Source organism: Pseudonocardia bannensis (assembly GCF_012911875.1).
GTDB classification, from domain to species: Bacteria; Actinomycetota; Actinomycetes; order Mycobacteriales; family Pseudonocardiaceae; genus Pseudonocardia; species Pseudonocardia bannensis.
Window position 1 is genome coordinate 15,358 of sequence record NZ_JAAXKZ010000018.1, and the last position, 18,926, is coordinate 34,283.

Sequence of the window (18,926 nt, forward strand, 5' to 3'; positions counted from 1 at the left end):
CCTGCTGAGACGCGTGCGCGAACGTGAGGCCCCTCCAGCGCAGCAGCCCACTCGATCGTTAGCAGGAGTCGTCAAGATTTGATGAGGGCATGCCCGATGTCCGCTGGCCACCAGTGAGGAGTCGACGCACTTGGATGCCGCCACAGCCGATCTGGTTCGCGGCGGGTTGTGCGTCCACCGGGTCTCCCGGTGATCGCGGGCCTAACGCCCGCAGTCCACACCTCGCCCACACGGACCGGGCCAGCGTGGCCCCGATCAGGACCGACAGCCTCGGTAGGTTGCCCTCTGGGCCGCTCTGGCTGGTTGCACTTTCGGTGGCAATCACTCGCATGCGCGGGCTGTCGTACCCGCCGCAGTGGCAGGAGGACCAGCCATCCGTCGCGCCGCGACTGTCGCCGATCACACCGGCGCAGACGTCGAAATCGTGTGTCCCGGTCGTTGGGGCGCCAGCGCGGAACGGGTGTGCTGCGGCGCTCGTGCCAGATGCGTGCCAGGTAGGGGGCGCTCTCGTGGTCACTGACGGATAACCACGGGCGCTCGGACACAGCGGCGGCCCGGTGGAGTGAGCGGCTGCGCTGCCCGGTGTGGCAGGAGTCCTTCGCCGCCCGAGCCGGGTTCCCGCAGGACCACCCGCTGTTCGCAGGCCACCTTCCGGCTGGTCGCGCCCGGCTCCGGCAGGCGCTGGTCGGTCACGATGTCGTGCTCGCGGTGGGTGCCCCGGTGTTCCGGCAGTACCCGTACGGGCCGGGCCCGCTGGCCGCCGACGGCACCACGGTCGCGATGATCACCGACGACATCGAGGACGCCCACCACAGCCCGGTCGATCTCGCCGTCGTCGCTCGGCCCGCGCCGGTCTGCCGGTTGCTCGCCGAACGGGTGCCGAGGCGGACGGGAACGGCCGTGCCCCGGCTCGACCGCACCCCGCCGCGTCCCCCGCAGACCGGGGAGCCGCTACGGGCCGCGCACGTGATGGCTGCGCTCGCGGAACGGATCCCGGCCGACACCGTCGTGGTCGAGGAAACCCCGTCGAGCCGCCCGGAGCTGCATCGGTTGCTGCCGGCGCGCCGCCCGCTGGGGTTCCTCAGCGCGGCAATGGGCGGGTTGGGGTTCGCCATGCCCGCGGCGATCGGCGTGCGGATGGCCCGGCCGGATGGCCCGGTGGTCGCCGTCGTGGGCGACGGGTCGTCGCTGTACGGCATCCAATCATTGTGGAGCGCGGCGCACTACGGCTGCGGGGTGCTGTTCGTGGTCCTCGCGAACGGCCGCTACGCGATCATGGACCGGCTCGCCGAGCAGCACGGTAACGGCAAGGCGCCATGGCCGGCGTTCGAGGAGGTCAGCGTGCACGGGCTGGCCCGGGCTCTCGGGTGTCCCGCTCAGCGGGTCGAGAGCTACGACGCGCTCGTCGCGGTCCTCGACGCGGTCGTACCCACTCTGACCGGGCGTATCGAGCCGTTGGTTCTCGAGGTTGCGGTGGAGCCGGAGCCGACGTTCGAGCCGTGACCGTCAGGATTTCTCGTCGGGATAGTCCAGACCGAGCATCGACAACAGGCGCTGACAGTCCTGGGCATCCACGGCCTGTTTGGCGACGATGCGTGCGGCCTTGTCACTGTCGGCCGCCTGCCGGAGCTTCTCGGCGGCGCGCGCGTGTGCGAAGTGGTTCTGCTCCTGGACGGTGCGCGTTGGCCTTTCCCACGTCATGTGGTTCCTCCTCCAGCCCAACCGCGGCGGACCGGCCCGACCCGTGCCGGCAAGACCGCAGGCCATCAGGCCCGTCGGCGTTCCCCGAGGTGGGCGGTTTGGGTTTCATGCCGATCGGGGCATCGGGCGAGCCGGCTCGACGACCTTCGCGGTCGGTGGGATGGTGGTGGTGCGAACGCGCGGGCCGACGCCATGTCGGTGCTCCCGTCCCCGGTCGAAGAACCGACCGGCCTGGGTGCGCCGAGAACGACGCCCGCTCCACTGCCGACATCGGAATGCTCTCGACGCCGCCGACCCTACACCGCCGGTACTGGGCGGGCGCCGATCTGCGGGGCGGTGATCACGAGCTCGTCTCAGGCCGCGGAGGCCAATCGGCGGTGCAGTCCGCCGAGGACGATGTCGAGTCCCTCGTCCAGTTCCCGCGCGCCGTCATAGGTGGCGAGAGCGGATGCGAGAGATCGAAGATGTGGCTCTGGAGGAACCCGAAGTACAACCGGTAGGCGTGCAGGGCGCCGTCCGGGCCGAACCCGGCGTCGATGAGCAGCTCGAGCAGATCCTCCAGCAGGCGCAGCGTGCCGCGGGGACGGAGCGCCAGGGGAGTGGCCAGTGGCCGGGTCACCAGCAGCGGGACGACGTTGGGATGGGCTACCGCGATGGCCCGGAAGGCATGGGCGGTCGTCCGCAGTGTCGCCTCCCGGTCCCCGTCGGGAGCGGTGGAGACCCGCAGCTAGGCCAGCACGAGCTCGACGATCCCGTCGAGCAGGGCGTCCTTGCTGGGTGCGTGGCGGTAGAGGCGCATGGGGTCCCGGTCGATTTCTTGGACTCGGAGCGGGTGGTTCGTGCGGGCTTCGCACGTGCGGTCTCGCAGCACTCGCGCACAGCGGAGGACCGGCATGACCGAAGGAACCGTGATGTGGTTCGACGCCGAACGCCACGATCGAGGCCGATCCACCCCCGACATCCACGGCCTGACGCCGCGTTCGCGGTGCTGACGGTTTCCGGGCTACCGGTTCCGGTACGTTCTGCTCAATTCCTAATCCCATTTCAGGACGTGATTCAGCGGATTGTTTCGCCTTTTTCGTCGCTGCGGATACAGGATATGTCGACGGGGCGTGGTGGCCACGGTCGCGGGACCTGCCCGTCGAACTGAGGGGGCATCACTTCCGACGCCCGCCCTGGCTCTCTCTCGATGTACGGCGGCGTGGCGCGGGCACCGAGGACGTTCGGGGCCGATCAAGCCGAAGGTGTAGCCCGGACCACACGATCAGGTGGCCAGCTGCGAATCGGGGCCCGAGAACGTGCACACCTGGTTGTGAACCCTCGCCCTGGAGGCGGCCTCGTTCTCGTCGGTGTACCGAGTCGGTCGGTGTCGTCTCACCCACCGCTAGCCGTGGCGAGATCGACGGTTCCCGGCGGTGTGGGCGGCGTCACTGGATGGGGACTGCCTCGTTGCCGCGCTGAGGAGCTGCTCGAACCTCACCGGACCGTGCCCTCCCCGGGGCTCGGTCGGCTCGTCCGTGGCAGCTGCCTCTGCCAGCTCGAGCAGCCCGCGCTGAGGGGATTGCACGTTGACTGTCTTGCTCCGATCTACTCATGGGTCCCTGCTCCGCCGCGGCCTCGCGGCGGCCGTGGTCGCCGTGGCAGCCATGGGCATGCTGCTGATGAACGGCCTCGCCGGGCCGTGGGCGTTCGCGGCGACGACGTCGGTGGTGCTGGGGGCGGCGGAACCCTTCGCGGTGCTGGCCGGCACGGCGGTGACCAACGCGGGAGCCTCGACCATCTCGGGCGCCGTGGGCGTCAGTCCCGGCACCGCCATCACCGGCTTTCCGGAGGGGGAGGTCACGAACGACCCCGCCGCGGCGCAGGCCCAGTCGGCCCTCAGCGCCGCGTTCACAGAGGTGGGGGAACGCACCGAGCCCCCCACCCCGCTCACCGGTGAGATCGGGGGGCAGACGCTCGCACCGGGTCTGTACGCATCCTCGGCGGCGGTGACCCTGAACGGCACCGTCACCCTCGACGGACAGGGCGACCCGAACGCCGTGTTCGTCCTCCGCGCAGCGACCACGTTGACCGCCGCCGCGAACAGCACCGTGGTCCTGACCAACGCTGCTCAGGCGTGCAACGTGTTCTGGCACGTCGGGACCGCCGCGATCGGGGCCGAGAGCGCCTTCGTGGGCTCCCTCCTGGCGGGGACCTCCATCACGACCGAGACCGGCGCGGCCGTGAACGGACGACTGCTCGCGCGGGACACCACGGTCACCCTGAACGACACCACCGTCACGCGGCCGACGTGCCCGAGCAGCGGCGGCACCACGACCCCCGGGAACACCAGCGGAACCTCCACGAGCGGCGCCACCACCGGTACCACCGCCACCGACGGCTCCAGCGGATCCGGCGGCTCCAGCGGCACCGGGGTGACCGTGCACACCGACCAGATCGACGCCGTCGACAGCGTTCAGGGCGTCGGGGGCGACGGCGGCAACGCGGGCAACGGAGGAAACGGCGGCAACGGAGGGAACGGCGGCGCAGGCGGAAACGGGGGTGCCGGCGGGAACGGCGGTACCGGTGGCGCCGGTGGCAGCGGAACCGGCGGCGCGGGCGGAACCACCGGCAACGGCGGGAGCAGCACCGGCAGCGGCACCGTGATCATGGTCCCCGTCCTGAGCCCGGGCAGCACCGCGACCGGAGGTGGGAACGCGAACAGCGGAAACGCCAACGGCGGCAACGGGACCGGCGGTAACGGCGGCGCTTCCACCGGTGGCAACGGCGGGACCGGGGCCTACGGTGGCAACGGCGGCGGCGGGGACGACGGCGGCTCGGGTGGCACCGGCGGCTCGGGCGGCGACGTCGAGATCGAAGGCCAGGACCACGACAAGCACCGGTAGTCACCCTCGCCGGCGCGCTCGGAGCGGCCCTCACCCCGGCAACGCGGTGAGGGCCGTTTCCGTGCCGGCGGGGAGACGCGGTACCCGGCCCGAACGCGGTCAGCCGCCCGCCATGGCACCCACGATCAGGAAGGGCTCGGCACCCCGTGCCACCGCATCGGGCAACGGGGAGTCCGGCGGTTCGTGGGACAGGTCCTCCTCGCAGGCGAAGAAACGCACGAACGAGCGGCGCCGATGGGTGCCGTGGTCGCGGATGGTCCCGCGCAGCATCGGATAGCGGGACTCGAGCGCGTCGAGGATCGAGCGCTGGGTGGGCGGGCCGCTGACCTCGAGGTCCACCGGACCGGTGACGTGCGCGAGCGTACGCAGGTGCTGCGGGAGCACCACCTTGACCGTCATGGCAGCGTCTGGACTTCGACGGACAGCACAGCCGGAAGGTCCCGGACGATGGGCGCCCAGCTGTCCCCGGCGTCGGCCGAGACGTACACCTGCCCGCCCGTCGTGCCGAAGTACACGCCGCACGAATCGAGCGAGTCGACGGCCATGGCGTCGCGCAACACGTTGACGTAGCAGTCGCGCTGCGGCAGACCGTTCGTGAGCGGCTCCCACTCGTCTCCGCCCGTCCGGCTGCGGTACACGCGCAGCTTCCCCTCGGGCGGGAAGTGCTCCGAATCGCTCTTGATCGGAACGACGTACACGGTGTCCGGCTCGTGGGCGTGCACGGCGATCGGGAACCCGAAGTCGGTGGGCAGGTTCCCGCTGATCTCGCGCCACGACTCGCCGCCGTCGTCACTGCGCATGACGTCCCAGTGCTTCTGCATGAACAGCACGTCGGGGCGGGACGGGTGCATCGCGAGGTTGTGCACGCAGTGGCCGACCTCGGCGGCAGGATCGGGAATGCCCTCGGAGCGCAGGCCGCGGTTCACGGGCCGCCACGACTTGCCCGCGTCGTCGGTCCGGAACACCCCAGCGGCCGAGATGGCGGCGAACATCCGCCCCGGGTCTCTCGGGTCCAGGAGGATCGTGTGCAGGCACATGCCCCCGGCACCGGGCTGCCAGTGGGGCCCGGAGCCGTGCTCACGCAGTCCGGAGAGCTCCCCCCACGTCTGCCCGCCGTCGACGGAGCGGAACAGCGCCGCGTCCTCGACCCCGGCATACACCGTGTCCGGGTCTGTCGACGATGGCTCGAGGTGCCAGACGCGCGCGAACTCCCAGGGGTGTGGGCTGCCGTCGTACCACTGGTGCGTCCCGGGGACGCCGTCGTAGGTGAACTCGTTGCCCACCGGCTGCCAGGTCGTGCCACCGTCGTCGGAGCGCTGGATCACCTGCCCGAACCAGCCTCCGGACTGCGACGCGAACAACCGATCCGGCTCAGCGGGGGACCCCGTGAGGTGGTAGATCTCCCAGCCCGCGAAGTGCGGACCGTTGACGTCCCACTCTTCGCGCTTCCCGTCCGACGTCAGGACGAACGCGCCCTTGCGTGTACCGACCAGAACCCGTACCCGGCTCATCGGTTCTCCTTCCGAGGTTCGCAGCGCACGTACGTGTTGACTGCCGGCGGACCGAGAACTCATCGCTTGCCGCCGCGCGGTGTCATGCCAGCAACTGCAGCAGTTGCTGCCGGTCCGGACCGGGCACCCGGGACGGGGGCGCCGAACCGAGCCGCTCGACGGCGTCGGCGACGTCCGGTCGTTCCTGCACCTCCTGGGGCAGCGCCAGGCACGTGACCGTCTCGATCAGGCCGCGGAACACGTCGGGATCCTGGACGGCGGCGGCGAGGAACCGCGACGTGCGGATATCCGGCGGGGGCGGCTCGGTTCCGGCTCGCAGGGCGTTCATCTCTGCGATCCGTGCCCGGTCCGCCACGATCTGGTTCCAGTAGAACGGCGCCACGGTCTGCTCGGTCAGGGCGTCCCACACCTCGGCGAACCGGGCAGGCTGGTCGAGGTGCGCCCGCACGGTCTCGCGTAGCAGTTGCGCGTGCACGAGGCCGACGCTCAGTCCCCGGCCGGCCGAGGGGTTCGTGCAGGCCCACGCGTCACCGACCGCGGCGAAACCGGTGGCCACCGGGCGACCGTCGACGACGAACCGCCGGTAGCGGTCGAGGATCCCGGCCATCGCCAGGACCTCGGTGACCGGCGCACCGTCGAGCCAGTGCGCGTGCGCCGGGCACGCCCGGACGACGCGGGTGAAGCACTCCGGGGCGCGCACGGACTTGAGTGCGGCGTCGCCGGTCGGCCCGAACAGCGTCACCGACCAGGTCCCGTTGTCGCCGGGCAGCGTCAGCAGGGAGAAGCAGCCCATGGGCGAGAGCATCGGCGCGCGGCGTGGCGGCAACGCCGCACCGCGGAAGTACCGGGTGTAGTAGACGAAGCCGCAGTCCTCCGAGCGGACATCCGGTTCCCGGGCCCCGAGGCCGGCCAGCCAGCTACTCGAGGGCGTGCGCCGGCCGGTCACGTCCACGACCAGGTCGGCGCCCAGACACTCGCCCGACGCCGTCCGCACCCCGGTCACGTGCGGCGTGCCGCCGACCGCAGGGGTCCCGTTCAGCAGCCCGGCCACGCGCGTCCCGCGGCGCACCCTCACCCCGGGCTCCTCCTCGGCGAGCCTCGCGACGACCGACTCGACGACCGGCCGCCGTCCGGTGACGAACCGGAACCGGTCGTCTCCCGGCCGCGGGGATCGGTCGGAGATCGACGGCGGGAGCGGGTAGAGCGGGTCCACCCACACGCATCCCGCCGCGAGCAGCCGCGTGCTCAGCCCGGGGATCTCCTCGTCGATGACCGACCGGAAGCGTGGGAACAGGTTGTGCGGCTGGCGGAACTGCGCGACGCCCGAACGCCTCCACGAGGTCCACGCCTCGACCGGGCCGGCCGGCGGCCCGTCCGCATCGGCCTCCAGCACGCTCACCGTGTGACCGTCGCGCGCCAGCATGACCGCGGCGCACATACCGACGACGCCGCCTCCGCACACGACGATCGACCCCATGCGCCCTCCCCGTGCCGCGACCGCTGACGGGCCGCCACGGTCGCCGCGATCCGCCCACGACCGCCACGGCCGAAAGTCTCGATCCGCGCGCCGAGACCGTTTCGCGGCGGAGGAACCGCATGAGCCACGACCCGGGGTGGTCAGCCGAAGCCCGGCACCCAGCGGGCGACGATGCCGCGCGCGGCGACCGTGCAGTCGAGCTGGGCGAGGATGTTCATCCAGCCCGAGAGCACCCGCAGGACCAGCATGGGCTCGGCGGGCAGGTTCAGCGCCCGCCCGGTCTCGCGGTGGGCGCGGCCGGTGACGTTCGCGACCCGGGCGCCCTGGCGTGCCATCCACTCCCGGTTGAAGTGGAACCGTTCGATGCGCAGCGGATCGGCCAGTGCGCCGACCCAGCGCAGCACGTCGGTCTCCGGCAGGTCGCCCAGCAGGAAGCCCTCGGCCCGCAGCAGGTCGGTCAGCGCGTCGCGTTCGCCGTCGGCGATCAGCCGCAGGATGTCCACCAGCACCGGTGGGACGCCGTCGGGCAGGACGGCCACGGCGCCGAAGTCGATCATGCCGAGGCGGCCGTCGGTGAGGACCATGAAGTTGCCGGGGTGCGGATCGGCGTGCATCAGGCCGAGTCGGGCGGGCGAGGACATCATCGTCTCGCTGACGGTGTGGGCGTGGCGGTCGCGGTCGGCCTGCGCGGCCGCGTCGGCCGGCGCGGTACCGATCAGACTGCCCAGCGGCACCCCGTCCAGCCACTCCGAGACGATCACCTTCGGGGCCGAGGCGACCACTCGCGGCACGTACAGCCCGGGGTCGTCGGCGAACTCGGCGGCGAAGGCGCGCTGCCGGTCGGCCTCGGCGCGGTAGTCGAGTTCCTCGAGCATCCGCGCCCGCAGCTCGCGGGTCAGCGCCCGGGCGTCCAGCGCGGGAACGATCAGGCTGAACAGCTTCGAGAACCGCTCGAGGGTCCGTAGGTCGGCGTCGAGGGCCAGGTCGGCGCCCGGGTACTGGACCTTGACGGCCACCGATCGGCTGTCCTGCCATACCGCGCGGTGCACCTGGCCGACGCTCGCGGCGGCAGACGGGTCGTCGTCGAAGTCGCGGAAGCGTCCCCGCCACTACCGCCCGAGCTGCTCGTCGAGGACCCGATGCACCTGTGCCGAGGCCATGGACGGCCCGGACGACCGGAGCCGGCTCAGCGCCCGAACACCGCGTTCGCCATCGTCTCCGCCCCTCGGTGATGGACGCGATCGGATTCGTGATGAATCGGGTCGAATCGTGCCGTTCCGGAGCGGCGCCGTCGCCCGGGTTACCGCGGAGATCGAGGTGTGGCCAGCCTCCCCCCGCGCGAGCGGGTCAGCCTTCCAGCAGTGCGGCGAGCGCGGTGACGGTGTTCCAGTTGCGACCGGTCACGGCGACCTTCCAGTGCCTGGTTACGAAGCCGGTGACGTCCGGTGCCTTCAGCACCCCGTCCGGGCACCACTGGTAGATCACGCGCTCGCCGATCCGGGTGCGCCCGGGGTCCAGCGCGACGGGGTCGTGCGCGGTCATGAGCGCGGGATCCGGGTCGGCGGACAGGAACAGCGCCATCATCCGCGAGCCGTTGTCGGCGACATCTCCGAGCGGGTGCCCGTGGACGACCGCGCGCATCTCCTCACGCGTGCGCACCAGGCACCGGATGCCCATGCCGAACTCCGCCGAGATCGCCTCCTCGATGCGGCCGGCGAGCTCCTCGGGCGCAACGGGGGGAGCGGTGAGGACGGCGTTGCCGCTCTGCAGATGGGTGCGCACATCCGTGTGGCCGAGCCGGGTCAGCAGCGCGCGCAGGTCGGCCATGGCGATCCTCTTGTTGCCGCCGACATTGATTCCGCGCAGCAACACGGCATGGCTGGGCATCGCGGCAGGGTAATCGCGGCGGGTCGCCGCTGACGTTCCGCTGATCGGCGGAACGTCGGCGGGGGTGTGGTCAACCCCCACTGGGCTACACGGGGTGTCCCCTCTGACGTCGCGGGTACGGTCTGCCACTCTGGAGCCTGTCCCCCCGTGGGGTGGCAGGGACGGCACCGCAGGGCGCCGCCGATCCGTGCCGGCCTGCCGGACCCGCCGACCCAGGAGAGGACCTCGGTAGTGGATCTCGTCGCGGCCTTCGACACCGTGCTGCACAGCGTGTGGCTGCTGCCGGTGCTCGCGTTGCTGATCGCCGTCGACGCGCCGTTCCCCGTGCTGCCGAGCGAGACGCTGCTGATGTCCGCGGCCGCGGCTGCGTTCGGCGTCGGCGACATGCCCGCCATCGCGGGGCTGTTCCTGGCCGCGCTGATCGGTTCCCTGTTCGGGGATCTCATCACGTTCGGTCTGGGGCGTTCGTCGCATCGGGTGCTCCGAGGGGTGACCGATTCCGAGTGCGGGCTGTCGGCCTGGGTGCGGCGCAACCTGTTCCGCCGTCCCGAGGTGGCCCTGATCGGGGCCCGGTTCATGCCGGGCGGCCGGCTGATCAGCACCGCGGCCGCCGGCCGGGTACGGCTGCCGTTGAGCCGCTTCCTGCCCGGCTCACTGGCCAGTTCGGCGCTGTGGAGCATCTACATGCTGGTGGTCGGGCTGTTGCTCGGCCCGATCGTCGGCGGCAACCCGTTGCTCAGCCTGGCGGCCGGGCTGGTCATGGCCGGACTCACCGCGGGTGGGTTCGAAATCGGGCGCAGGCTGCGCGCGCGCCGCCGGGCCACCGCCGCGTCGGTGACCCCTGCCGGGGAGCGCGTGCTCGTCGTGCGCTGACCCGCTGAGGTGGCGGCCGGAGCGTCTGCGCTGGCGGTCGGCCACCGTCGCGGCTCGCGCGCGGACGAGGTGACGAGGTGGCGCGCCGAGTCGGTCCGCGGTGCATCGAGCGCGGGCAGCAGTGCTCCGCCGGGTTCATTCTCCGCGCCGTTCTCGAGCCGGCCGCGGCGAGAAGCCGAGGAGAGTGGGACCGGATCCGGAAATGGTGCGGCCGGCCACTCCTTCGGGATTCGCCGCGATGGGGCGTGGAACCGCCGGGCCGCGGGGGCATGCCGGTCGATGGGGACCGAACGCCGGCCGTCCGCCGGGTCGTGCGGCCGTTGGTTCCGATGTGGGCCGCCTGGCCGTCGAGGGTCTGTGGTCGCCGAGGTGCGGACGGCCCCCGACTCCCGCGACCTGCACAGACGCCCCCGATGGTCGGCGCCGCGGCTCGTGCTGCCGGCGTTCGGTCAGCCCGGTCGGAGAACCGCCACGCAGCGCGGCGGCGTGTGCCGTGGCCGTCGCCGCCCGGTCGCGGTCCGGGGTGCGTGGCGGCCGACGAGGTGGGCGCCTCCGGCGGCAATTCGCGATGCGGTCCGGCCTTCGACCGGGAACGCTCCCATCCGTCTCGATTCCGGTTTCATTCTGAATAGACAAGGCGTGTCGATCATCCATTTCCGGCCAGGTGTCAAGTGGTGATTTTTTACAGTATGGGTCGCATAATCCGGGGCATGCGCAACCAGAACTGGGTGGCCGAGGTCGGCCCGGAGAACGCTCACTGGCTGGCCACCGAGAGCCGTACCGCCCGGCTCGCTCGGGAGTACCGGCCCCGTGATCTGGGGGAGGGGCGCGTCGGGCTGAGCGCGCTCGCTCTGGGTGCCTCGCGGGAGCTCGGCGAGGAGGAGGACGGCTACATCACCGACGACGCCGACGGCCTGCGGCTCTGGATCGGCGACGACGCCTTCGACCTGGAGCTCACCGAGGACTGAGTGCCGCCGTACGGAAGCGCCCGTCGCGAATGAGAGCACTGCTCTTGACGACGGGAGAGCTGGTGCTGTTCGATGCTCCTCATCGAGAGCGGTGCTCTCTCAAGCAGAGGAGACCTCGTGAACACCACGCCCCGCTATGTCGCCCCCGGCCGCGCCGCTGCCCTGTTCACCCGGGCCGTCGCGGGCCTGACACGCCTCGGTATCAGCGTCTGGGGCAGCCGCGTCCTCGCGGTCCGCGGACGGACGAGCGGGCAGTGGCGGACGGTGCCGGTCAACCTGCTCGTCCACGACGGCGCCCGCTACCTCGTCGCGCCCCGCGGGCACACCCAGTGGGTGCGTAACCTGCGCGCCGCCGGTGGCGGGGAGTTGCAGCTCGGACGTCGCGCCGAGCCGTTCACCGCGACGGAGCTGTCCGATGACGAGAAGGTCGCGGTGCTGCGCGCCTACCTGCGCCGGTGGAGGTTCGAGGTCGGGGCGTTCTTCGACGGGGTGGACGCCGACGCCTCCGACGACGAGATGCGCCGGATCGGTCCCGACCACCCGGCCTTCAGGGTCACCGTGGACGTCAGCGGCTGAACCGGATCGGCCCTGCCGCGGCCGGAGACGCCCGGAGTCTGCCCGGCGGAGGGATCAACCGGTGCCGGCGGAGGCTCCCCGTTCCGCCGGCACCGGTCATTCGGTCAACGCGCGGGCCGGTCGAGGGGTTCGGCCCGAACGGGCGCACCGTCGAGCGGACCTCGGACGTCTGCGACCGGCATCCGCTATCCCCCATTGGTCCAAATGAGTACGCGGACCCGCCCGCCGACCGGCGCCGACCGGCCACCGTTCATCCGGCATCGCACGGTAATCACGCGCTCACCCGCGTGCACCCACGAAGTCCACCAGTGCGGTGCCCACCTCGATGGGGCACCCGGTCGGGGCGCAGCAGCGCGGTGTGCCAGTCGACCGGGGCGCCCCAGGCGGGCCCCACCGCCACCGCCTGCTCGGCACCCACTGCGCCGAGGACGCCGACGGCGTGGCCCACGAGAGACAGGATCGAGTCGGCTCCGGCCGCCGCCGCAGCATCGGCAGCACGTGCCGGAACGCACCGGGCCCGGACGAGCGAACTCGTCCGGGCCCGGTGCGCGTCTCCTGGACCGTCAGTTCAGCGGACGGTCCGTCGGGTTGATCGGCCGGGGGAGCACCGAACGCCCGGTGAGGAACCGGTCGACACCTGCCGCGGCGGCCCGGCCCTCGGCGATCGCCCACACGATCAGCGACTGCCCGCGGCCCATGTCGCCGGCCACGAAGACGCCGTCCACGCTGCTCATGTAGTCGTCGTTGCGCGCGACGTTGCCCCGGTCGTCGAGTTCGACGCCCAGTTCGGCGAGCAGCTTGCCCTTCTCCGGGCCGACGAAGCCCATGGCCAGCAGCACGAGGTCGGCCGGCAGCTCCTGCTCGGTGCCCTCGACGGGGACGAACCTGCCGTCCGCGTCGCGGGAGACCTCCACCAGCCGCAGCGCCCGGACCCTGCCCTCCTCGTCGCCCACGAACTCGGTCGTGTTGACCGAGTACAGCCGTTCGCCGCCCTCCTCGTGCGCCGAGGACACCCGGTAGACCATCGGGTAGGTCGGCCAGGGCATGTTGTCGGTGCGGTGCTCCGGCGGCGTCGGCATGATCTCCAGCTGGGTCACCGATGCGGCTCCCTGACGGTGCGACGTGCCGAGGCAGTCGGCCCCGGTGTCACCGCCGCCGATGATCACGACGTGCTTGCCCTCGGCACTGACGGGCGGGGCGTCGATGTCGCCCTGCTGCACGTGGTTGGCCCACGGCAGGAACTCCATGGCCTGGTAGACGCCCTGGAGCTCGCGACCCGGCACGGGGATGTCGCGCCAGGCGGTGGCCCCACCGGCGAGCACCACCGCGTCGAAGTCCTCGCGCAGCTTCTCGACCGGCACGTCCACCCCGACGTCGACCGACGCCCGGAACAGCGTGCCCTCGTCGCGCATCTGCGCCAGCCGACGGTCGAGCCGCGACTTCTCCATCTTGAACTCGGGGATCCCGTAGCGCAGCAGCCCGCCGATCCGGTCGGCACGCTCGAAGACCACGACGTCGTGCCCGACCCGGGTCAGCTGCTGGGCCGCGGCCAGACCGGCCGGACCGGAGCCGACCACCGCGACCTTCTGGCCCGTCTTGACCCCGGGCGGTCGCGGCGTGACCCAGCCCTCGTCCCAGGCCCGGTCGATGATCTCGATCTCGACCTGCTTGATGGTGACCGCGTCGCTGTTGATGGCCAGCACACAGGCCGCCTCGCACGGCGCCGGGCACAGCGTCCCGGTGAACTCCGGGAAGTTGTTGGTCGCGTGCAGCCGCTCGATGGCCTCGCGCCAGTCGTGGCGCCAGACCAGGTCGTTCCACTCCGGGATCAGGTTGCCCAGCGGGCAGCCCTGATGGCAGAACGGGATGCCGCAGTTCATGCAGCGTCCGGCCTGCTTCTCCAGGTCCTCACGGGAGAAGTCCTCGTAGACCTCGCGCCAGTCCATCAGGCGCAGGTCGACGGGACGTCGCTTCGGGGTCTCCCGGGGAGTGGTGAGGAAGCCCTTCGGATCAGCCATGCGCGGCCTCCATGATCGCCTCGTTCACGTCGCGGCCGTCCTTCTCAGCCTGCTCGCGGGCCTGCAGCACCCGCTTGAAGTCCTTCGGCATGACCTTGCCGAAGCGCTCGACCGCGACGTCCCAGTCGGTGAGCAGCGCGTGTGCCACTGCTGAGTCGGTCTCCGCGTGGTGTCGCTCGACGGCGGAGCGCAGGAACTCGCGGTCGGAGTCGTCGAGCGGGTCGAGGTCGACCATCTCGGGGTTGACCCGGTTGCCCAGGAAATTGCCGTTCGCCGCGAGGTCGAGGACGTAGGCCGTCCCCCCGGACATGCCGGCCGCGAAGTTGCGGCCGATCTTGCCCAACACCACGACACGGCCCCCGGTCATGTACTCGCAGCCGTGGTCGCCCACGCCCTCGACGACCGCCAGCGCTCCGGAGTTGCGCACGCAGAACCGCTCGCCGACCACACCGCGGATGAACACCTCACCGGAGGTGGCCCCGTAGAGGATCACGTTCCCGGCGACGATGTTCTCCTCGGCCACGAACGGCGCCGCCGGATCCGGCCGAAGCGTGAGCCGCCCGCCGGACAGGCCCTTGCCGAAGAAGTCGTTCGCGTCGCCCACCAGCCGCAGCGTGATGCCCTTGGGCACGAACGCGCCGAACGACTGGCCCGCCGAGCCGGACAGCGTGACGTCGATGGTGTCGTCGGGCAGACCCTCGCCGCCCCACCGCTTCGTCAGCTCGTAGCCCAGCATCGTGCCGACGGTCCGGTTGACGTTGCGCACCGGCAGGTCGAGCCGCACCTTGTCGCCGGAGGACAGCGCGCCCTCGGCGAGCTGGATCATCGTGTTGTCCAGCGCCTTGTCGAGGCCGTGGTCCTGCGACGTGCTCCGGTGCCGGGTCGAGCCCTTCGGGAGCTCGGGCATCTGGAAGATCGGCCGCAGGTCGAGGCCCTCGGTCTTCCAGTGCTGCACCGCGGCGTCGGTGTCGAGCACCTCCGCGTGCCCGACCGCCTCCTCCAGGGTCCGGAACCCGAGCTGGGCCAGGTACTCCCGGACCTCCTCGGCGACGAACCGCATGAAGTTGACGACGTACTCCGGCCGCCCGTCGAAGCGCTTGCGCAACTCCGGGTTCTGGGTGGCGACGCCGACCGGGCAGGTGTCGAGGTGGCAGACCCGCATCATGATGCAGCCCGAGACCACCAGCGGCGCGGTGGCGAAGCCGAACTCCTCGGCCCCGAGCAGCGCCGCGATGACGACGTCGCGACCGGTCTTGAGCTGGCCGTCGGCCTGCACGACGATCCGGTCCCGCAGCCCGTTGACCAGCAGCGTCTGCTGGGTCTCGGCCAGGCCGAGCTCCCACGGGCCACCCGCGTGCTTGATCGAGGACAGCGGGGAGGCGCCCGTCCCGCCGTCGTGCCCGGAGATGAGCACGACATCGGAGTACGCCTTCGCCACGCCCGCCGCGACCGTGCCCACGCCGACCTGGGACACCAGCTTCACGTGGATGCGGGCGTTCGGGTTGGCGTTCTTCAGGTCGTGGATGAGCTGCTTGATGTCCTCGATCGAGTAGATGTCGTGGTGCGGCGGCGGTGAGATCAGCCCGACGCCCGGCGTGGAGTACCGGGTCTTGGCGATCCACGGGTAGACCTTGCCGCCCGGCAGCTGGCCGCCCTCACCCGGCTTGGCGCCCTGCGAGATCTTGATCTGGATGTCGTCGGCGTTGACCAGGTACTCGCTGGTCACGCCGAACCGGCCGGACGCCACCTGCTTGATGGCACTGCGCCGGTTGTCCCCGTTCTCGTCCGGGGTGAAGCGGTCGGCGTCCTCGCCGCCCTCGCCGGTGTTCGACTTGCCGCCGAGGCGGTTCATCGCGATGGCCAGCGTCTCGTGCATCTCCTGCGAGATCGAGCCGTAGGAGATGGCACCGGTCGCGAACCGCTTGACGATCGACTCGACCGGCTCGACCTCGTCGATCGGCACCGGCGGGCGCACACCCTCCTTGAAGGCGAACAGCCCGCGCAGCGTCATCAGCCGCTTGGCCTGGTCGTCGACGGCCCGGGTGTACTCCTTGAAGATCTCGTACCGGCCCGAGCGGGTGGAGTGCTGCAGCTTGAAGACGGTCTGCGGGTTGAACAGGTGCAGCTCGCCCTCGCGGCGCCACTGGTACTCACCGCCGATCTCGAGCGCGCGGTGGCTGGGACGGACCTCGTCCGAGGGGAAGGCCCGCCGGTGCCGGCGCAGCACCTCCTCGGCGAGCACGTCGAAGCCGACGCCGCCGAGGCGGGACGTGGTCCCGGTGAAGCAGGAGTCGATGACCTCCTTGCCGAGCCCGATCGCCTCGAAGATCTGCGCGCCGGTGTACGACGCGACGGTCGAGACGCCGATCTTCGACATGGTCTTGCGCACGCCCTTGCCCAGCGCCTTGACCAGGTTCTTCGTCGCGGTCTTGGCGTCCACGCCGGGGATGTCGCCGCGCTCGGCCAGGTCCTCGACAGTGGCCATCGCGAGGTACGGGTTCACCGCGGCCGCGCCGAAGCCGATGAGCAGCGCGATGTGGTGCACCTCGCGGGCGTCACCGGACTCGACGATCAGCCCGACCCGGGTCCGGCTGCGCTCGCGCACCAGGTGGTGGTGCACCGCGCCGGTGAGCAGCAGCGACGGGATCGGCGCGTGCTCGGCGTCGACCCCGCGCTGGGACAGCACGATGAGCCGGGCGCCGTCCTCGATCGCCTCGGAGACCTCGGCGCGGATCTCGTCGAGCCGCCGGGTCAGGCCCGCACCGCCGTCGGCCGCCTTGAACAGGCCCTTGACGGTGTACGAGGCGAAACCGGGGTACTCGCCGTCGTCGTTGATGTGGATGATCTTCGCCAGGTCGTCGTTGCCGAGCACGGGGAACGGCACCACGATCGTGCGGCAGTTGTGCGGGCTGGCCGAGAGCAGGTTCTGCTCCGGGCCGAGCTGCGACTGCAGCGACGTCACCATTTCCTCGCGGATCGCGTCCAGCGGCGGGTTGGTGACCTGGGCGAACAGCTGGATGAAGTAGTCGTAGAGCTGCCGGGGGCGCTCGGAGATCGCCGCCAGTGGCGCGTCGTTGCCCATCGAGCCGATGGGCTCGGCCCCCCCGCTCGCCATCGGCTTGAGCAGGACGTTGAGCTCCTCCTCGGTGTAGCCGAACGACTGCTGGCGGTGGGTGAGCGCGGCGTGCGCGATCTGCTCGCGGTCGCGTTCGGGCAGGTTCTCCAGCCGGATGAGGCCGGCGTGCAGCCAGTCGGCGTACGGGTGCTCCGCGGCCAGCTCGCCCTTGATCTCGTCGTCGTCGACGATCTTGCCGGCGGCGGTGTCGACCAGGAACATCCGGCCGGGCTCGAGGCGGCCCTTGCGGATCACCGCGGAGGGCTCGACGTCGAGCACGCCGACCTCGCTGGCCAGCACGACCAGACCGTCCTCGGTGACCCAGTACCGGGCCGGGCGCAGGCCGTTGCGGTCGAGCACGGCGCCGACCACGGTGCCGTCGGTGAATGCGACCAGCGCCGGACCGTCCCACGGTTCCATGAGCGTCGAGTGGTACTCGTAGAACGCGCGGCGGGCCGGATCCATCTCGTCGTGGTTCTCCCACGCCTCCGGGATCATCATCAGCACCGCGTGCGGCAGGCTGCGTCCGCCCAGGTGCAGCAGCTCGAGCACCTCGTCGAAGGTGGCCGAGTCGCTGGCGTCGGGGGTCACGACCGGGGTGAGCCGCTGCAGGTCGCCCGGCAGCACGTCGGACTCCAGCAGCGCCTCGCGTGCGGCCATCCAGTTCCGGTTGCCGCGCAGCGTGTTGATCTCGCCGTTGTGCGCGACGTAGCGGTACGGGTGAGCCAGCGGCCACGCGGGGAACGTGTTGGTGGAGAACCGGGAGTGCACGACGGCCAGCGCGGACGTCACGCGCTCGTCGGACAGGTCCGGGTAGAACAGCTCGACCTGCGGCTCGGCGAGCATCCCCTTGTAGACGATGGTCCGCGGGGACAGGCTCGGGAAGTAGACCCCGGTGCTGTGCTCGACGCGCTTGCGCAGGCAGAAGGTGCGGCGCTCGAGCTCGATGCCGGTGGGGCCGCTGCTCGACTCGATCCCCGCGACGAACAGCTGGCGGAAGCTCGGCATCGCAGCCAGGGCGGTCGGGCCGAGGTCGGCCTTCTCCGGGTCGGTCGGCAGCTCACGCCACCCGAGGACCCGCAGGTTCTCCTCGGCGGCCAGCGCATTGATCTTCTCGACGGCGGCGTCGGCGTCCGCCGGGTCCCGGGGCAGGAATGCGGTGCCGACCGCGTAGGCCCCTGTAACGGGCAGCTCGAAGTCGACGACATCCCGGAAGAAGGCGTCGGGGACCTGGATGAGGATGCCTGCACCGTCACCGGTGTTGGCCTCGCTTCCGCGGGCCCCGCGGTGCTCCAGCCGCAGCAGGGCCGTCAGCGCCTTCTGGACGATCCCGTGGTCGCGCCGACCTGCCAGGTCGGCGACCATGGCGACGCCGCAGGCGTCGTGCTCGTAGTCCGGGGCGTACAGACCCCGTGACGGACCCTGCGCGGCAGGCCTCTGGTCATCGATCGCAGCCAACAGCTCCTCCTGTCGTCTCGGTGCACCCCGACGATCGCATCGGGACGACGTGGACCTCACGGTTCCAAACAACTGCCGACGCTCTCGGCGGACTGTGGTGACTTGTCCGGTCGAGTGCACTGCCCGGATCGGTCGTCCGGCTGGGTGGCGCGTCGGACGTACTTACGACGGCCGCGCGCCATGATGGGGCGCCGGCCGGCCCATTGCACAGTGCGACCGCACGCAGCACCGAGCGCGGTCTGACGGACAAAGAGTCGCATGCGGCACCGCGATTTCGCCAGTGAGCGCCGGAGTGACCAGGGTGACTGTGGGGTGACCTGGGCGTTTCGGCGGTTCGGCGGCCGGCACCCGCTTCGGGCGGGCTCGTACCGAGGGTCACGACCAGGTGGTGAACGGGGCGTCACTGTGGGCCATTCGACGGAGTGGTGTCCCACCGCGCACGCCGGCGCCGCGACCG

The 18,926-nt window shown here is 71.3% G+C and carries 16 protein-coding genes and 1 pseudogene; 6 read left to right on the top strand and 11 right to left on the bottom strand.

The genetic code is table 11. From position 1 onward, the window contains the following. Window positions 1-516: 516 nt before the first annotated feature. Window positions 517-1,503, top strand: coding sequence for a thiamine pyrophosphate-dependent enzyme (locus HF519_RS07535; RefSeq protein WP_169411562.1), 987 nt, complete (start codon window positions 517-519; stop codon window positions 1,501-1,503). A 3-nt stretch (window positions 1,504-1,506) separates the two neighbouring features. On the opposite strand, the gene HF519_RS07540 is transcribed toward HF519_RS07535, so the two are convergent. The 3 genes from HF519_RS07540 to HF519_RS30315 all read right to left on the bottom strand — a co-directional run bounded on the left by HF519_RS07540 (window position 1,507) and on the right by HF519_RS30315 (window position 2,572). Next, window positions 1,507-1,701 (bottom strand): hypothetical protein, encoded by a 195-nt coding sequence (locus tag HF519_RS07540; protein WP_169411485.1) that lies wholly within the window; start codon window positions 1,699-1,701, stop codon window positions 1,507-1,509. Between the two features lie 340 nt (window positions 1,702-2,041). Next, entirely contained in the window at window positions 2,042-2,428 is a 387-nt protein-coding gene (locus HF519_RS30310; protein ID WP_211169681.1) for a TetR/AcrR family transcriptional regulator C-terminal domain-containing protein, read from the bottom strand. Beyond that, window positions 2,429-2,572 (bottom strand): hypothetical protein, encoded by a 144-nt coding sequence (locus tag HF519_RS30315; protein WP_211169675.1) that lies wholly within the window; start codon window positions 2,570-2,572, stop codon window positions 2,429-2,431. A gap of 170 nt (window positions 2,573-2,742) precedes the next feature. Here HF519_RS30315 and HF519_RS33225 point away from each other — a divergent pair, with 170 nt between their 5' ends. Next, a complete protein-coding gene (locus HF519_RS33225; RefSeq protein ID WP_369009241.1) occupies window positions 2,743-3,162 on the top strand; it encodes a DUF5994 family protein in 420 nt (139 codons plus the stop codon). A 107-nt stretch (window positions 3,163-3,269) separates the two neighbouring features. After that, on the top strand, window positions 3,270-4,586 hold the full coding sequence (locus HF519_RS07550) for an ice-binding family protein (RefSeq protein WP_169411487.1): 1,317 nt from the start codon (window positions 3,270-3,272) through the stop codon (window positions 4,584-4,586). Between the two features lie 99 nt (window positions 4,587-4,685). On the opposite strand, the gene HF519_RS07555 is transcribed toward HF519_RS07550, so the two are convergent. The 5 genes and pseudogenes from HF519_RS07555 to HF519_RS07575 all read right to left on the bottom strand — a co-directional run bounded on the left by HF519_RS07555 (window position 4,686) and on the right by HF519_RS07575 (window position 9,461). Next, complete coding sequence (locus HF519_RS07555) at window positions 4,686-4,985, bottom strand: MoaD/ThiS family protein (RefSeq protein WP_169411489.1); 300 nt, start codon at window positions 4,983-4,985, stop codon at window positions 4,686-4,688. Next, a complete protein-coding gene (locus HF519_RS07560) occupies window positions 4,982-6,097 on the bottom strand; it encodes a WD40/YVTN/BNR-like repeat-containing protein (RefSeq protein WP_169411491.1) in 1,116 nt (371 codons plus the stop codon). Before HF519_RS07560 ends, HF519_RS07555 begins: the two co-directional genes overlap by 4 nt. Window positions 6,098-6,179: 82 nt before the next feature. Continuing rightward, entirely contained in the window at window positions 6,180-7,574 is a 1,395-nt protein-coding gene (locus HF519_RS07565; protein ID WP_169411493.1) for an NAD(P)/FAD-dependent oxidoreductase, read from the bottom strand. 140 nt (window positions 7,575-7,714) lie between these two features. Then, window positions 7,715-8,668 (bottom strand): annotated as a pseudogene (locus HF519_RS07570) (ABC1 kinase family protein); the annotation flags it as partial. Between the two features lie 253 nt (window positions 8,669-8,921). Next, window positions 8,922-9,461, bottom strand: coding sequence for a DUF1697 domain-containing protein (locus HF519_RS07575; RefSeq protein ID WP_169411495.1), 540 nt, complete (start codon window positions 9,459-9,461; stop codon window positions 8,922-8,924). Between the two features lie 231 nt (window positions 9,462-9,692). On the opposite strand from HF519_RS07575, the gene HF519_RS07580 reads away from it, so the two are divergent. The 3 genes from HF519_RS07580 (at window position 9,693) to HF519_RS07590 (ending at window position 11,878) form a co-directional block, all read left to right on the top strand. Then, complete coding sequence (locus HF519_RS07580; RefSeq protein WP_169411497.1) at window positions 9,693-10,334, top strand: DedA family protein; 642 nt, start codon at window positions 9,693-9,695, stop codon at window positions 10,332-10,334. Between the two features lie 710 nt (window positions 10,335-11,044). Further along, window positions 11,045-11,302, top strand: a complete 258-nt coding sequence (locus tag HF519_RS07585; RefSeq protein ID WP_169411498.1) for a hypothetical protein — start codon at window positions 11,045-11,047, stop codon at window positions 11,300-11,302. Between the two features lie 117 nt (window positions 11,303-11,419). Beyond that, entirely contained in the window at window positions 11,420-11,878 is a 459-nt protein-coding gene (locus HF519_RS07590) for a nitroreductase family deazaflavin-dependent oxidoreductase (RefSeq protein WP_312859958.1), read from the top strand. Between the two features lie 271 nt (window positions 11,879-12,149). Here HF519_RS07590 and HF519_RS32225 read toward each other — a convergent pair whose 3' ends face one another. The 3 genes from HF519_RS32225 to gltB form a co-directional block, all read right to left on the bottom strand. Then, window positions 12,150-12,326, bottom strand: a complete 177-nt coding sequence (locus HF519_RS32225; protein ID WP_169411502.1) for a hypothetical protein — start codon at window positions 12,324-12,326, stop codon at window positions 12,150-12,152. Window positions 12,327-12,441: 115 nt separating this feature from the next. Further along, window positions 12,442-13,896 (bottom strand): glutamate synthase subunit beta, encoded by a 1,455-nt coding sequence (locus HF519_RS07600; protein WP_169411504.1) that lies wholly within the window; start codon window positions 13,894-13,896, stop codon window positions 12,442-12,444. Beyond that, complete coding sequence (gene gltB, locus HF519_RS07605) at window positions 13,889-18,469, bottom strand: glutamate synthase large subunit (RefSeq protein WP_169411506.1); 4,581 nt, start codon at window positions 18,467-18,469, stop codon at window positions 13,889-13,891. The genes HF519_RS07600 and gltB overlap by 8 nt, the downstream gene beginning before the upstream one ends. Between the last annotated feature and the right edge of the window lie 457 nt (window positions 18,470-18,926).